Annotated in this window: 14 protein-coding genes; 3 read left to right on the top strand and 11 right to left on the bottom strand. The window is 65.7% G+C overall.

From position 1 onward, the window contains the following. Positions 1-105 precede the first annotated feature (105 nt). Positions 106-1,848, top strand: coding sequence for a SulP family inorganic anion transporter (locus C5689_RS15160; RefSeq protein WP_244594732.1), 1,743 nt, complete (start codon positions 106-108; stop codon positions 1,846-1,848). Here the strand turns inward: C5689_RS15160 and C5689_RS15165 are convergent. From C5689_RS15165 to sdhC, 6 genes are all read right to left on the bottom strand, one after another. Continuing rightward, on the bottom strand, positions 1,823-2,857 hold the full coding sequence (locus C5689_RS15165) for an aspartate-semialdehyde dehydrogenase (RefSeq protein WP_108918096.1): 1,035 nt from the start codon (positions 2,855-2,857) through the stop codon (positions 1,823-1,825). The two genes, C5689_RS15160 and C5689_RS15165, sit on opposite strands and share 26 nt — an antisense overlap. A 159-nt stretch (positions 2,858-3,016) precedes the next feature. After that, positions 3,017-3,448, bottom strand: a complete 432-nt coding sequence (locus tag C5689_RS15170) for a hypothetical protein (protein WP_244594733.1) — start codon at positions 3,446-3,448, stop codon at positions 3,017-3,019. A 49-nt stretch (positions 3,449-3,497) separates the two neighbouring features. Beyond that, on the bottom strand, positions 3,498-4,283 hold the full coding sequence (locus C5689_RS15175) for a succinate dehydrogenase iron-sulfur subunit (RefSeq protein WP_108918098.1): 786 nt from the start codon (positions 4,281-4,283) through the stop codon (positions 3,498-3,500). Between the two features lie 53 nt (positions 4,284-4,336). After that, positions 4,337-6,166 carry a succinate dehydrogenase flavoprotein subunit gene (sdhA, locus tag C5689_RS15180; RefSeq protein WP_108918099.1) on the bottom strand — a complete coding sequence of 610 codons (1,830 nt, stop codon included), beginning with the start codon at positions 6,164-6,166 and terminating at the stop codon, positions 4,337-4,339. A 74-nt stretch (positions 6,167-6,240) separates the two neighbouring features. Next, positions 6,241-6,633 carry a succinate dehydrogenase, hydrophobic membrane anchor protein gene (gene sdhD / locus C5689_RS15185; RefSeq protein ID WP_108918100.1) on the bottom strand — a complete coding sequence of 131 codons (393 nt, stop codon included), beginning with the start codon at positions 6,631-6,633 and terminating at the stop codon, positions 6,241-6,243. A gap of 42 nt (positions 6,634-6,675) precedes the next feature. After that, complete coding sequence (sdhC, locus tag C5689_RS15190; RefSeq protein WP_108918101.1) at positions 6,676-7,089, bottom strand: succinate dehydrogenase, cytochrome b556 subunit; 414 nt, start codon at positions 7,087-7,089, stop codon at positions 6,676-6,678. A gap of 476 nt (positions 7,090-7,565) precedes the next feature. Between sdhC and C5689_RS15195 the strand changes: the two genes are divergently transcribed. Both C5689_RS15195 and alr read left to right on the top strand, forming a co-directional pair. Next, positions 7,566-8,288: a response regulator transcription factor gene (locus C5689_RS15195; protein ID WP_108918102.1), complete on the top strand. Its 723-nt coding sequence runs from the start codon at positions 7,566-7,568 to the stop codon at positions 8,286-8,288. 74 nt (positions 8,289-8,362) lie between these two features. Beyond that, complete coding sequence (gene alr, locus C5689_RS15200) at positions 8,363-9,508, top strand: alanine racemase (protein WP_174800253.1); 1,146 nt, start codon at positions 8,363-8,365, stop codon at positions 9,506-9,508. Positions 9,509-9,512: 4 nt separating this feature from the next. On the opposite strand, the gene C5689_RS15205 is transcribed toward alr, so the two are convergent. The 5 genes from C5689_RS15205 to C5689_RS15225 all read right to left on the bottom strand — a co-directional run bounded on the left by C5689_RS15205 (position 9,513) and on the right by C5689_RS15225 (position 13,707). Next, entirely contained in the window at positions 9,513-10,169 is a 657-nt protein-coding gene (locus C5689_RS15205) for a Maf-like protein (protein ID WP_108918103.1), read from the bottom strand. 9 nt (positions 10,170-10,178) lie between these two features. Next, complete coding sequence (gene infA, locus C5689_RS15210) at positions 10,179-10,397, bottom strand: translation initiation factor IF-1 (RefSeq protein WP_018266249.1); 219 nt, start codon at positions 10,395-10,397, stop codon at positions 10,179-10,181. 165 nt (positions 10,398-10,562) lie between these two features. Continuing rightward, positions 10,563-11,741, bottom strand: a complete 1,179-nt coding sequence (locus C5689_RS15215; RefSeq protein WP_108918104.1) for an AI-2E family transporter — start codon at positions 11,739-11,741, stop codon at positions 10,563-10,565. Positions 11,742-11,844: 103 nt separating this feature from the next. Further along, on the bottom strand, positions 11,845-12,348 hold the full coding sequence (locus tag C5689_RS15220; RefSeq protein ID WP_108918105.1) for a GFA family protein: 504 nt from the start codon (positions 12,346-12,348) through the stop codon (positions 11,845-11,847). 54 nt (positions 12,349-12,402) lie between these two features. Continuing rightward, positions 12,403-13,707 carry a TAXI family TRAP transporter solute-binding subunit gene (locus C5689_RS15225; RefSeq protein WP_108918106.1) on the bottom strand — a complete coding sequence of 435 codons (1,305 nt, stop codon included), beginning with the start codon at positions 13,705-13,707 and terminating at the stop codon, positions 12,403-12,405. Positions 13,708-13,730: the final 23 nt, after the last annotated feature.

Consider the following 13,730-nt stretch of genomic DNA (forward strand, 5'->3'; position numbering starts at 1 on the left):
ATGCGCGAAGCGATCCCGCGGGATCGCTTCGTCGCGACGCATACGCCATTCCATTTCAAATGCCGCGCCCTAGATGAGAAGCAGCCCAATTTGGGATTGCTCCTCATGCCGCAGCAACGCTCCTGGCCGTTCTTCCCCTCCCTGCCGCAGGCCATGCTGCGCTACGACATAGCGGCCGGGCTGACGCTGGCGGCCATCGCCATACCGGAACAGATGGCGACGGCGCGGCTCGCGGGCTTTCCGCCGCAGATCGGCTTTTTCGCTTTTCTCGCCGGCTCCTTCTCCTTCGCGGCTTTCGGCTCCAACCGCTTCCTCTCCTCCGGCGCGGATTCGACGATCGCGCCGATCTTCGCCGGCGCTCTCGCTTTGCTGGCGACGCGCGGCACGCCGCAATTCATGGCGCTCGCCTCCTTTCTCGCTCTGCTGGTGGGCGGCATTCTCGTTCTCGGCTTTCTGCTGCGCGCCGGCTGGGTCGCCGATCTCCTCTCCGTTCCGGTGACGACGGGCTTTCTCACCGGGATCTCGATTCACATCTTCATCTCGCAGCTTCCCGCGCTCATCGGCCTGCCGAGCGTCGAGGGCAGCGAATTCTATCGCGTCGCCGAAATGGCGAAGCATTGGCGCGAGGCGAATCCCGCGGCCATCGCCATCGGTCTCGGCTCGCTCGCGACCATTATCATCGGCGAAAAGATCAGCCCCAAGCTGCCGGCCGCGCTGATCGCTCTGGCCGGCGCCGCTTTCGCTGTGCGCTATTTTCATCTCGAGGAGCGCGGCGTCGCTGTGCTCGGCAAGGTCTCGACGGAATTTCCGCATCCGCGCTTTCCCGAGATCGCGCCCGCCGATATTCCGCAAATCGTCGGTCTCGCCATCATCATCGCCATGGTGATCATGGTGCAGACGGCGGCGACCTCGCGCTCCTTTCCCGATGAGGAAGGTCGCGCGCCGGATGTCGATCGCGATTATCTCGGCGTCGGCGCCGGCTGTGTAATGGCAGGCCTCGTCGGCGCTTTCGCCGTCGACGCCTCGCCGCCGCGCACGGCCATCGTTACGGCGACCGGCGGGCGCTCGCAGCTCTCGTCGATCGTCGCGGCGCTGGTCATCGCGGCGCTGCTGCTGTTCGGCGCCTCACTACTCGAGCATGTGCCCAACGCCGCGCTCGCCGGCGTATTGATGTTCATCGCGGCGCGCATTTTCCGGCTGCATGTGATGCGCGACATTTTTGCGAAGACGCGCGGCGAATTCGCGCTGGTCGCGCTGACCATGGCGGCCGTCGTCGCGCTGCCCGTGCAGAATGGCGTGTCGCTCTCCATTCTGGCGTCGCTGCTGCATGGAGTCTGGACGACGACGCGCTCGCGCCTCATCACATTCGCGCGCCTGCCGGGAAGCTCGGTGTGGTGGCCTTGCGCATCCAGCGGCGCCGAGCCTTATGGCGAGCGCCTCGAGGGCGTGCTGGTGGCGGCCTTTCAGGCGCCGCTGTCTTTCCTCAACGCCTATGGTTTCCAGAGCGATTTGCGCGAGGCGATAGAGGAAAAGCCGAAGCTCGTCGTGCTGGAGGCGAGCAATATCGTCGAGATCGATTATACGGCGGCGGGCATATTGCGGCAGGCGATCGAGGATTGCCGCGCCGCAGGCGCGGATTTCGCCATAGCGCGGTTCGAATCCGTGCGCGCGCACGAAGCGCTGACGCGCTTCGGCGTGATGAAAACGCTCGGCGAAGGGCGGTTGTTTCGCAGCGTCGACGAGGCGACGAAAGCGCTCGCGCCCGACGCCGTCGCCTCGAAGATAACTGCTCCCACTCTCCTCGCGCGCAAGAGCCGCGCGTTCAGGCCGCCTTCTGCTTCGGCGTGATGAGCTTGCGGTTCGCCAGCACTTCCGCGATCTGCACCGCATTCAGCGCCGCGCCTTTGCGCAGATTGTCGGAGACGCACCACAGAACGAGGCCGTTCTCGACGGTCGGATCGTCGCGAATGCGCGAAATATAGGTCGCGTCCTCGCCCGCCGCCTCGTGCGGCGTGATGTAGCCGCCGGGCTCGTGCTTATCGATGACGAGCACGCCGGGAGCCTCGCGCAGAATATCGCGCGCCTCGTCCGGCGACAGCGGATTCTCGAACTCGATGTTGATCGCCTCGCTATGGCCGATGAACACCGGCACGCGCACGCAAGTGGCGACGAGCTTGATCTTGGGATCCAAAATCTTCTTCGTCTCCACCACCATCTTCCACTCTTCCTTGGTGAAGCCGTCTTCCATGAAGACGTCGATCTGCGGAATGAGGTTGAAGGCGATGCGCTTGGGGAATTTCTTCGATTCCAGAGGATCGGAGACGAAGACGGAGCGCGTCTGTGAGAACAGCTCGTCCATGCCCTCCTTGCCCGCGCCGGAGACGGATTGATAGGTGGAGACGACGACGCGCTTGATCTTGGCGGCGTCATGCAGCGGCTTCAGCGCCACGACCAGCTGCGCCGTGGAACAATTGGGATTGGCGATGATGTGCTTTTTCGTGAAGCCAGCCGCGGCGTCGGCGTTGACCTCCGGCACCACCAGCGGGACATCCGGGTCCATGCGCCAGGCGGAGCTATTGTCGATGACGACGCAGCCCGTGGCGCCGATGCGCGGCGCCCATTCACGCGCGACGTCTCCGCCCGCCGACATGAGGCAGATGTCGGTGTCGGAGAAATCATAAGTGTCGAGATGGCGGCATTTGAGAATCTTGTCGCCGAACGACACTTCCGTCCCGATGGAGCGGGACGAAGCCAGCGCGACCACTTCCGAGACCGGAAAGCGGCGCTCCGCCAGAATGTCGAGCATCTCGCGGCCCACATTGCCCGTGGCGCCCGCGACGGCGACCTTGTAACCCATGGATGCGCACTCCTTTTGCCCGCTTATGGCGACGGGCGCGCCTTTTGTCGAGGGTATGGGCGAGAATAGCGAAGCAACCCCGCAGGCCCTCTAGGCCACGGAGCGGCTTCGCATCGATCTCACAGCAGGGCCGCGGCGATCGCGCCGAGGCCGACGGGCTCAGAAAGGCATGCCGACCGACATATTGCCATTATTGCCCATGCTCACCGGCGCCTTGCCGAAACGCGAGCCTTCGTCCTCTTTTTCTTTTTTCTTGGGCGGGGATTTGCCGGGCGACCAGCCTTCCAGCTCGCCGAATTGGCGGTTCTCGGCCTTGGCCGGCGGCTTGCCGGGCGCGGCCGGCTGACCAGCCGTAGCCTGTTGCTGCTGTTTGTTTTTCTTCGGTTTCGCCTTGGCGGTTCCAGCGGCGGACGTGTCCAGCCGGCTGGGGTCGAGCGCATCCTCCGCCCCCGCGGACAGCGGCAGCGCGGACGAAAAGGCGAAAATAGCGGCGACCAGAAGAAGCGGGCGCGATCGCATGGCGGCTACTCCTCGAGCATCAGCTCCAAAATGCTCCCAGGCCGGAAAAAAGACAAGTTCCGGCGATTCCACGGGCGAGATTGCGCGGCGATCGGGGCGCCATTGCGGCGCCGGCCCCGCTTCACTCGCCCGTCGTCTGCGCTATCGCCAGATTTTTGAGCTCGGCGATGGCCGTGCCGGGCAGCAGGCTCTTGGGGCAGGCGTTGGAGCAGTTCAGAATCGTGTGGCAGCGATAGAGGCGGAAGGTGTCGTCGATATAGGCGACGCGTTCGCTGGTCGACTCGTCGCGGCTGTCCACCACCCAGCGATAGGCCTGCAGCAGCGCCGCCGGGCCCAGGAAGCGATCCCGATTCCACCAATAGCTCGGGCAGGATGTGGAGCAGCAGGCGCAAAGAATGCACTCATAGAGCCCGTCGAGCTTGCGGCGATCATCCGGCGCCTGCAGCCATTCCTTCTCCGGCTCCGGCGTCACCGTCTGCAACCAGGGCTCGATGGCCGCGTGCTGGGCGTAGAAATCGGCGAGATCGGGCACGAGATCCTTCACCACCGGCATATGCGGCAGCGGATAGAGCTTTATCGCGCCATCGATCTCGTCCATGCCCTTGGTGCAGGCGAGCGTGTTGAGCCCGTCGATATTCATCGCGCAGGAGCCGCAAATGCCCTCGCGGCAGGAGCGGCGGAAGGTCAGCGTCGGATCGATCTTGTTCTTGATCCAGATGATCGCGTCGAGAACCATCGGCCCGCAATCGTCGAGATCGACGTAATAAGTATCGATGCGCGGGTTCGACGCCTCGTCCGGATCGAAGCGATAGATGCGGAATTCCCTCAGCCGGCTCGCGCCCTCGGGCCGAGGCCAGACCTTGCCCTCGACGGGGCGGGAGGATTTGGGAAGGACGAATTCGACCATGATTTGTCCACTCGCGTTCTATGCCGCTTCGAAGCCGACGCCCGCGCCGCCCCTCAATAAACCCGCGCCTTCGGCTCGATATAAGCCACTTCATTGGACAGCGTGTAGCTGTGCACCGGGCGATAATCGATCGCGACGCTCTTGCCCGCCTCGTCGATCGTCGAAAGCGTGTGCTTCATCCAATCGGTGTCGTCGCGGTTGGGAAAATCCTCGCGGGCGTGAGCGCCGCGGGATTCGGTGCGGTTCTTCGCCGAATCCATCGTCACCACCGCCTGCACGATGAGGTTGTCATATTCCAGCGTCTCGACGAGATCGGAGTTCCAGATCAGCGAGCGGTCCGTGACCTTGACGTCGTCGCTCTTCTTCCACACCGCATGGATCGCCTGCGATCCCTCCTCCAGCACCTCACCGGCGCGATAGACGGCGCAATGCGACTGCATCACGCGCTGCATCTCGAGCCGCAGATCGGCGGTCGCAATCGAGCCGGAGGCGAAGCGACGTGCATCGAGACGCGACAGAGAGAGCTCGGCGGAATCGGCGGGCAACTCCGGCTGCGTCTGACCGGGCTTCACCAGCTCGGCGGCGCGCAGTCCCGCGGCGCGGCCGAAGACGACGAGGTCGACCAGCGAATTGGAGCCGAGACGATTGGCGCCATGCACGGAGACGCAGGCCGCCTCGCCGATCGCCATCAGGCCCGGCACGACGACATCAGGATTGTCGCCGATGCGGCGCAGCGCCTCGCCGTGAAAATTCGTCGGTATGCCGCCCATATTGTAATGCACGGTCGGCAGCACAGGAATAGGCTCGCGCGTCACATCGACGCCAGCGAAAATCTTCGCGCTCTCGGAAATGCCCGGCAGGCGCTCATGCAGGATCGCAGGATCCAAATGCTCGAGATGCAGATGGATGTGATCGTTCAATTTGCCGACGCCGCGGCCCTCGCGAATCTCCACTGTCATCGCGCGCGAGACCATGTCGCGCGGCGCGAGATCTTTCACCGAAGGCGCATAGCGCTCCATGAAGCGCTCGCCCTCGCTATTGGTGAGATATCCGCCCTCGCCGCGCGCGCCCTCGGTGATGAGGCAGCCCGCGCCATAAATGCCGGTCGGATGGAATTGCACGAATTCCATATCCTGCAAGGGAAGCCCGGCGCGCAGCGCCATGCCGCCGCCATCGCCCGTGCATGTGTGCGCCGACGTCGCGGAGAGATAGGCGCGGCCATAGCCGCCCGTCGCCAGCACGGTGAGCGCGGCGCGGAAACGATGGATCGTGCCGTCGTCGAGCTTGAGGCACACGACGCCGCGCACGGCGCCCTCCGCATCGACGATGAGGTCGATGGCGAAATATTCGACGAAGAACTCCGTGTCGTGACGCAGCGCCTGGCCGTAGAGCGTATGCAGCATCGCATGGCCGGTACGGTCGGCGGCGGCGCAAGTGCGCTGCGCCGGCGGGCCTCTTCCGTAATCCGTCGTCATGCCGCCGAAGGGGCGCTGATAGATGCGGCCATCCTCGGTGCGCGAGAAGGGCACGCCCCAATGCTCGAGCTCATAGACGGCTTGCGGAGCGTTGCGGCAGAGATATTCGATCGCGTCCTGGTCTCCGAGCCAGTCGGAGCCCTTGACGGTGTCGTACATGTGCCATTTCCAATCGTCCGGCCCCATATTGGCCAGCGCTGCGGCGACGCCGCCCTGCGCCGCCACCGTATGCGAACGAGTGGGAAACACTTTTGTGATGCAGGCGGCTTTCAGCCCCGCCTTGGCGCAGCCGACGACGGCGCGCAGTCCCGCGCCGCCGGCGCCGACGACGACGACGTCGAATGTATGATCGACGATCGGATAGGCCCTGCCCCCGATATTCACCGTCGTCTTGCCGTTCCCAGCCATTCCAAATCCTCGTCGAAAGAGCGCCCTTGCCGCTTTTAGAGTCTTTCCATGTCTCAAAGAAACACGGAAAGACTCTAGCGCGGCGCGGCGATGATCATGATGGCGAGCGTCCAGACCGCGGCGATCGCGATCGCCGTCCATTTGTTGACGATGAGCGCCGTCGTCTTGAGCGATTTGTCGTGGACATAGTCCTCGATGATGTTCTCCATGCCGAGCCGCGCATGATAGGCGACGACGACGATGAAGGCGATCAGCGCGATGGCCGGCAGCGGCCGTCCGATCTCGGCGCGCGCGGCCTCATAAGATTTGCCGACCAATCCGACGAGATGCCAGATCGAGAGCAGCGCCAGCGGCGCCAGCGCTCTGGCGCTGTGACGCATGGCCAGCGCATGAAGCGAGCCTGCGCGATCGGAGACGAAGGCGTCTCCCTTGCCGCTGCGGCCGCTCTGGAACGTCGAGCGCGACATATTGCTTCTCCATTGACCCTATACGAGACGGCCCGAGCGCCCTCAGCCCAAGAGCGAGGATGCGATCCACAAAAGCGCGGTCAAAACCAATCCGCCGCCCAATGTCGCTTTGGCGAGCAGCTCGCGCCCCTCGCGATCGAGATAGAGCCCACGGTCCCATATCGCATGGCGCACGCCGCCGAGAAGATGATGAAACAGCGCCCAGCTGAACAGCAGCATGAACAGCCGCCCGACGAAAGAATCGACGATCCAGGATACGGCGCCGAAGGCGGACGGCCCGAGCGCGAGCCCCAAAAGATAGACGGCGAGCAGCAGCGCGCCCGCATAGAGCGCCGCCCCGGTGATGCGATGCGCGATCGACATCATCATGGTGAAGATCAGCTTATAGACCGATAGATGCGGGGAGAGCGGCCGCGCGGCGGCGAGGCTCTCGCTCATGGGATCGGCGTCGGCCATGATATTTTTTTCTCCGCTCGAGGCTCGGCTCGACTGATAATTCAATCGCGTCGCGGCCGCAACCAGCGTTCCGAGCCTCGGTAGACAGCGCTGCGCGGGGCGGCGGCGGCGCGGCGAAAGGACGCGAGACTTAAGTAACGCGCAGAGACGCCCTGCGCAATCGAAGCGTCGATGCGTAGGTTTCGAGTCGAAAATCGTGGCGCGAGCGATACGATCTGTTAACATGCGCTCGCCGACGTTGCCCGGGACCAGCCGGCGCATCGTCGTTCGCAGCCGGCTTTTTCTCCACCGGCGGCGAACGCGTCGAGTAGCGTGAGCGTCGAGGTTCGTCTGTGTCTTTTGCGTCCTTGTCGCGTCGGTTCTCGCAGTAAGCGTCGATTTCGTCGTAACGTCGGACCGCCGATCATTTTGTCGGCGGCGGGAATATGCTGGTCTCGTCGAATGACTTTTTCGTCAACTCATCTCGCGAGCGATCTATGAATTACAGTGAAACCATCCATATCTTGAACATCGACCCGATCATTCGTTCGTCTTTGACGAGCGCGCTGGACAGGGCGGATTATCACCTTCGCCTGCATGAGGACGCGGGACGCTTCTTCGAAGCCGTCGAAACCGACAGCCGCGGCTGCGTCATCATCTATGTCGACATGCCCGAGATGATCGGGATCGAATTATTGAGAGACGCCAAGGCGCGGCGGATCGAATTGCCGATCATCGTCATCACCGCCCAGGCCAATGTCCGGGGCGCGATCCAAGTGATGAAGGAAGGGGCGTTCGATCTGCTCGAATTGCCCGTCAACGAGGCCAAGCTCCTCGCCTCCGTGCAGCAGGCGCTGACCCGCCGCGTGGATCATCGCGCCTATCGCGGCCGCACGCGGACCACGCCCGGCCGGCTCGCGACGCTCACCAATCGTGAGAACGACGTGCTCGCCGGGCTCGTCGAGGGCAAGCTCAACAAGGTCATCGCCCATGAGCTCGGCATCAGCGCCCGCACGGTCGAGACCCATCGCTCCCACATCATGACCAAGATGCGCGTGAAGAGCGTCGCCGATCTCGTACGTATCTCGCTCGGCGCGCCGCGGCCCGATCCGGCCGTTCGCCTCGGGGCGCCGCGACCGCCCGTCGATCCGGCCGCCCGCATGGGAACGCCGGCCCCGCGGGCGCTGGCGGAGCCGGGAGCGGCCGCGACCCGCCGGTGAAATTAATGACGCCGGAGCATTGCGCATTCGAATAGCCATGCGAACGCCATGCTCCGGCGCTAGAATAATCCGTCATGAGATTCGACCGATCGGCCCGAGCGCCCCTGAACGAGACCGCCCCCGCCGAGGCGCGCGCGGGGGCGATTCTCACCATTGATCTCACCGCCCTCGTCGCCAATTGGCGACGCCTCGCCGCGCGCGCCAGCGCGAGCGAATGCGCCGCCGTGGTCAAGGCCGACGCCTATGGCCTCGGCGCCGAGGCTTCCGTGCGGGCCCTGGCCGCCGTCGGCTGCCGCACATTTTTTGTCGCCACCGCCGGGGAAGGCGAGCGCATTCGCGCCGTCGCGCCGCGCGCCATCGTCTATGTGCTCGAGGGCCTGCCGCGCGGAGGCGCCCGCGCTCTGGCCGCCGCGCGGCTGCGCCCGGTTCTGGCCTCGCTCGAGGAAATCCGCGAATGGGGGGCTTTCGGCCGCTCCATCGGCCGCCGTCTGCCCGCGGCGCTGCAATTCGACACCGGCATGAATCGGCTGGGACTCGCGCTGCGCGACGCCGAGGCCGCAGCCATAGCGGCGCAGGATGTGGACCTCACGCTGACGATGAGCCATTTCGTCTGCGCCCAATGGACGGACGACCCGCGCAACGCGCGGCAGATCGCCGCTTTCGAGGAGGCGCGGCGCGCCTTCCCCGGCGCGCCGGCCTCGCTCTGCAACTCATCCGGGATTTTTCTGGCGCAGCAGCCGCATTATGATGTGCTGCGTCCCGGCTACGCCCTTTATGGCGGCAATCCGACGCCCTCCGCGCCCAATCCGATGCTGAGCGTCGCCCGGCTCGAGGCGCCGATTCTGGCGACGCGCTGGATCGAGGCCGGCGAGAGCGTCGGCTATGACGGCGTGTGGACGGCGGCGCGGCCGACAAGGCTGGCGACGCTCGGCCTCGGTTATGGCGATGGCTTTCCGGCCGCCGTCGGCGGGGCGGGCCGCCCCGCTCCCGAGGCGATCGTGGCCGGACGGCGCTGCCCGATCGTCGGCCGCGTGTCGATGGATTTCGTCATGCTCGATGTGACCGACGTCCCCGAGGGCGCGGTCTATCGCGGCCAGACGGTGGAGCTGTTGGGCGAGACGATCGGCGTCGACGAGCTAGCGCTGCGCTGCGGCACGATCGGCTATGAGATTTTGACCCGGCTCGGGCGACGCTATGAGCGGGTCTATATCGGCGGGTGAACGCTCACGCCCCCTCGAACCAGGGCGTCAGCACCGGATAGCCCTCGCCGGCCAGCAGCGCCGCGGTCTCATAGAGCGGCAGGCCGACGACACCCGAATAAGAGCCGATGAGCCGCACCGCGAAAGCGCCCGCGAGCCCCTGAATCGCATAGCCGCCCGCCTTGCCGCGCCATTCGCCGGAGGCGAGATAGGCGTCGATCTCGGTCGCGCCAAGGCGCTTGAAGCGCAGCCGCGATTCGACCAGGCGGCGGCGCTCGGCCCCTCGCGGCGTGATCAGCGTGACGCCGGTAAAAACCCTATGCTGGCGGCCCGAGAGCAGGCGCAGGCAATCCTCGGCCTGCTCTATGTCCTCGCATTTGGGCAGAATTCTCCGGCCGACCGCCACCACAGTGTCGGCGGCGAGCACATAGCTCCCCTCGAGCCGAGGCTGATAGCCCATGGTCTTCACGGCCGCCGCGGCCTTCTCGCCGGAAAGACGCTGGGCGAGGCTGCGCGGCAGCTCGTTGCGCTGCGGAGTCTCGTCTATGTCGGTCGGCAGCAGCGCATCGACGTCGAGGCCGATCTGCTGGAGCAGCTCGAGCCTGCGCGGCGAGGCGGAGGCCAGCACCAGCTTGGGCCGCGTATCGGTCGGGTGGGACGTCAAGACGATCGGCTCCGCCATAAATCGAAATTATTTGAAACGATAGGTAATCCGCCCTTTGGTGAGGTCATAGGGCGTCATCTCCACGAGAACCTTGTCCCCGGTGAGCACGCGGATGCGGTTCTTGCGCATCTTTCCGGCCGTATGGGCGATGATCTCGTGCTCGTTCTCGAGCTTGACCCGAAACATCGCGCTGGGCAGCAGCTCGGTGACGACTCCGGGAAACTCCAACAGTTCTTCCTTGGCCATGTGGTTCCTTCTTCAGAGGCCGTAGCGGACCTCGGATAGCGAAAGGCCCGCTTGCGAAGCGGGCGCTCATCAATATGGGATCGAAGCCGGGACGCGCAAATCCGCGCCGGACCCTAATCGAGTACGGCCGATTTGTGAACCTCGGCTTTCGCCCTGTCGCGCCGTTCAGCGCTCGGGCGCGGAAGCGGTCGACGCGGGCGGCTCGAGCGCGCGCGGCTCGGGAGCGGTCGGCTCGGGAGCGGCCGGCTCCGGCGTCGCGACGAGGACGCCGCTCTTGCCCTCCCCCGCCCAGGCGCTCAGCAGCTCCCAGGCGACGGCCAGCACCACCGGACCGACGAAGAGGCCGATGATTCCATGCACCAACACGCCGCCGATGACGCCGACGATGATGACGAGCAAGGGCGTCGTGAGCCCGCGCGCGATGACGATGGGCTTCAGCACATTGTCGACCAGCGTCACCGTCAACATGCAGCAGGTGAAGAGCAACGCCGGCAGCGTGCGCATCTCGGTCCAGGCCCAGAGAATCGAGGGCACCACGACGAGCAGCGGCCCGATCTGGACGATCGCCAGCACCAGAATGCACAAGGTCAGCAGGCTGGCGCCGGGCGCGCCGGCGAGCTGCAAGCCGAGCCCGCCGATCGCCGCCTGCAGCAGCGACACGCCGATGACGCCGCGCGAGACCGTGCGGATCGTCGAGCCCGCGAGCTCCACGAAATGCTCGGCGCGTTTCGAATCGATTCGCGTCACCGCCGTCTTTATGGCGCGCACCAGCGCCGGCCCGGGCGCGAACAGGAAGCCGGCGATGATCACCGAAATCAGAAATTTGAACACGCCTGCGCCGGCGTTTTTGGTGGCGTCGAGCGCGATCTCGCCATAGGGCTTGAGCTGCGGCAGCGCCTGGGCGAGCGCACTGCGCAGATTGGTGGAGGCGAGCTCCCAGAATTCGTAGGCCGATTCGCCGACGAAGGGCCAGCTGCGCAGCGCCTCGGGCGGCGGCGGCACCCAGACGCCGCCGGCGTCTATGCGCTCGGAGAGGACGCGCAAGCCGTCGACGACCCCGAGGCCGAGCCAGGTCGCCGGCCCGATGACGAAGAGCAGGCCGAGGAGCGTGATGACGACGGCCGCCAGCCGTCGCCGCCCGCCGAGCCGGACCGCCGTCCACTCGAACACGGGATAGAGCGCCACGGCGAGAATGGCGCTCCAGGTCACGATGGTGACGAAGGGCCTCACCAGCAGGAAAGACCAATAGGCGAGCGCGCCGAGCGCGCCGAGCCGGATGATCAGGTCGATGAGTGTCGCGTTCAGCCGCCTCCGGCCGGACGCTTCGCGCTGGTCCTCGATCACCGAGCTATCCCCAATTTCTTTCGCGCCCCGCCCTGCGGCGCGCCTCCCCCGGACAACATAGCGCGGATCGGCAATGGTTTCACGCCCGCTGCTGCGTTTCCGCCTATCGCCCGAAGGCCATGGCGAGCCGCGCCCCGATCAGCCGTCCGAAGAGCCGCAGCGGAAAGCCACGGAAAGCCGGCGCATCCTGCGGCAGCGGCAGCGCCGAGCGCCGGCGCGCGACCTTTGTCCGCATCTCGATCGGCGGCAGATCGCCGGCGTAGCGCAGCCGATAGGTGGAAACCCAGAAACCGGGATCGAATTTCAGGAACATGCCCGTGCTGCAGCAGGAGGCGACCACCCTGCGGGTCGGCGAATCGGGCTTCAGCCGGTGGTCCTCGAGCAGCTCCGCGCCCGCGACGCAGCGAAAACGGTCGTCACGAAACGTGAGATAAGGCGTGCCGCCGTCGGGATCGCGGAGGAGATGCGCATGGGGCAGAGCCTCGATCCTGCGGCCGCCCTCCTGGCAATCGGAGCAATAGCAGACGGCGCTGACGATCGGCTCGCCGACCGCCTCGCAGCGCACACGCCCGCAGGCGCAGGTAAAATCTCGGATGAGGGAAGCCATGTCGGAAATCCTCTGCTCGAAACCGACGACATTATAGCGACCCCGGCGCGAGCGTCATGCGGCGCGCAAACCGTCCTTCCTGCGCTCGATCGAACGCCGCGCATGGTCGATGGCGAGCGAGGACACGGGATATTGATCCGCCGCGGTCTCGCCATCCGCGAGCTTGTTGACGCAATCGGCGACGAGCCCGCGAAACTCCGTCTCGATTCGCTCGAGGCCCGCGCTGTCGGCCGTCAGCGCCTCGTCCGCGAGGGTCAGCAGGCGGAAGACGCGATTTTGGTCCTGCACGAGGCGCCGATTGTTCCATAGGCCGAGCAGCACGGCGACGAGCGAGCCCAAAAGGCTCAGCGGAATGCCGATAATGTAGAGATATTGCTGGAACGAATCGAAAAAGCTCTGATCGCCGCTCGCGAGATAGGCGGCGACGCCAGGGTGGACCGGCAGCAGCGGGTTCTGCGCGTCGAGATCGGGCGCCTCGATCTGGGTCCCGCCCGGCGAGAGGGCGGCGAGCTTGGCCTTGGTCTTGAAAATGGAGCGGCCGATCGCCCCGGCCACCACATTGAGCATCGAAAAAGGCGCGACCAGCCGATAGGTGACGGCGAGGCCCTTCACCGTATCGTCGGGCACGGGCGGATGCGCCTTGAAGGTGCCTTCGGGGATATCCACAGATTCGAAGCCCGGAAAGCGCTTCACCAGCGCGTCGGCCTGATCCATCGGCAGGAGCTGGGGCGGGCTCTTCATCGCCTTGGCGATGGAGGCGACGACATCGACCGCCTGCCCCGGCCCGATCGGCCCGACCGCCAACGCCGCCGCCACGCGGCCCGCGCGCATGGCCGGGCCGATCTCGCCGAGCGGCAGGACGAGGCGCTTCACGCTCGCCGCGGGGACGTCGAAATAGGCGAGAATATCATCGAGCGCATGCTGATTTTCCGTCTGCAGCGCGCCCTCCGGCACGGCGATGGTCTTGCGGGCGAGGCCGGCGGCGTCCTTGATCGGCGAGCCATGCGGCAGCACGATCGCCACCACGTCGCGGCGCAGAATGGCGATGGTCTGGCCATTGGAGGGCGGCGCGACATCGGTACGCACGATGGCGAGATTGACCTTGCGGTCCTCGAGCGCCTTGGCGCTGGCCGAAAGATCGGCGACCGGGACCTCCTCTATGCGGATGAAGGGGTGCGACCCCGACACGACATGAATGAAGGTGGAGATGGTGCGCTGAGCCGGCGACATCGCCGGGCCTGTGGTGATGCGCAAGGTCGCCCGCGGCGACAGGTAATAAAAGAGCGACAGCGCCGCCGCGAGCGCGAACAGCAGAACCGCGACCCAGAAGACGAGACGCGGCGCATGGCCTTTGGGCATGGGGCCTCCTCCCTATGCGCGGA

This window comes from Methylosinus sporium, from assembly GCF_003113265.1.
Lineage (GTDB): Bacteria > Pseudomonadota > Alphaproteobacteria > Rhizobiales > Beijerinckiaceae > Methylosinus > Methylosinus sporium.

Bases quoted from the DNA above. Each gene is read 5' to 3' on its own strand.
- C5689_RS15160 (WP_244594732.1), top strand. From the start codon at position 106: ATGCCGCAGCAACGCTCCTGGCCGTTCTTCCCCTCCCTGCCGCAGGCC.
- C5689_RS15165 (WP_108918096.1), bottom strand. From the start codon at position 2,857: ATGGGTTACAAGGTCGCCGTCGCGGGCGCCACGGGCAATGTGGGCCGC.
- C5689_RS15175 (WP_108918098.1), bottom strand. From the start codon at position 4,283: ATGGTCGAATTCGTCCTTCCCAAATCCTCCCGCCCCGTCGAGGGCAAG.
- sdhA (WP_108918099.1), bottom strand. From the start codon at position 6,166: ATGGCTGGGAACGGCAAGACGACGGTGAATATCGGGGGCAGGGCCTAT.
- sdhD (WP_108918100.1), bottom strand. From the start codon at position 6,633: ATGTCGCGCTCGACGTTCCAGAGCGGCCGCAGCGGCAAGGGAGACGCC.
- sdhC (WP_108918101.1), bottom strand. From the start codon at position 7,089: ATGGCCGACGCCGATCCCATGAGCGAGAGCCTCGCCGCCGCGCGGCCG.
- C5689_RS15195 (WP_108918102.1), top strand. From the start codon at position 7,566: ATGAATTACAGTGAAACCATCCATATCTTGAACATCGACCCGATCATT.
- alr (WP_174800253.1), top strand. From the start codon at position 8,363: ATGAGATTCGACCGATCGGCCCGAGCGCCCCTGAACGAGACCGCCCCC.
- C5689_RS15205 (WP_108918103.1), bottom strand. From the start codon at position 10,169: ATGGCGGAGCCGATCGTCTTGACGTCCCACCCGACCGATACGCGGCCC.
- infA (WP_018266249.1), bottom strand. From the start codon at position 10,397: ATGGCCAAGGAAGAACTGTTGGAGTTTCCCGGAGTCGTCACCGAGCTG.
- C5689_RS15220 (WP_108918105.1), bottom strand. From the start codon at position 12,348: ATGGCTTCCCTCATCCGAGATTTTACCTGCGCCTGCGGGCGTGTGCGC.
- C5689_RS15225 (WP_108918106.1), bottom strand. From the start codon at position 13,707: ATGCCCAAAGGCCATGCGCCGCGTCTCGTCTTCTGGGTCGCGGTTCTG.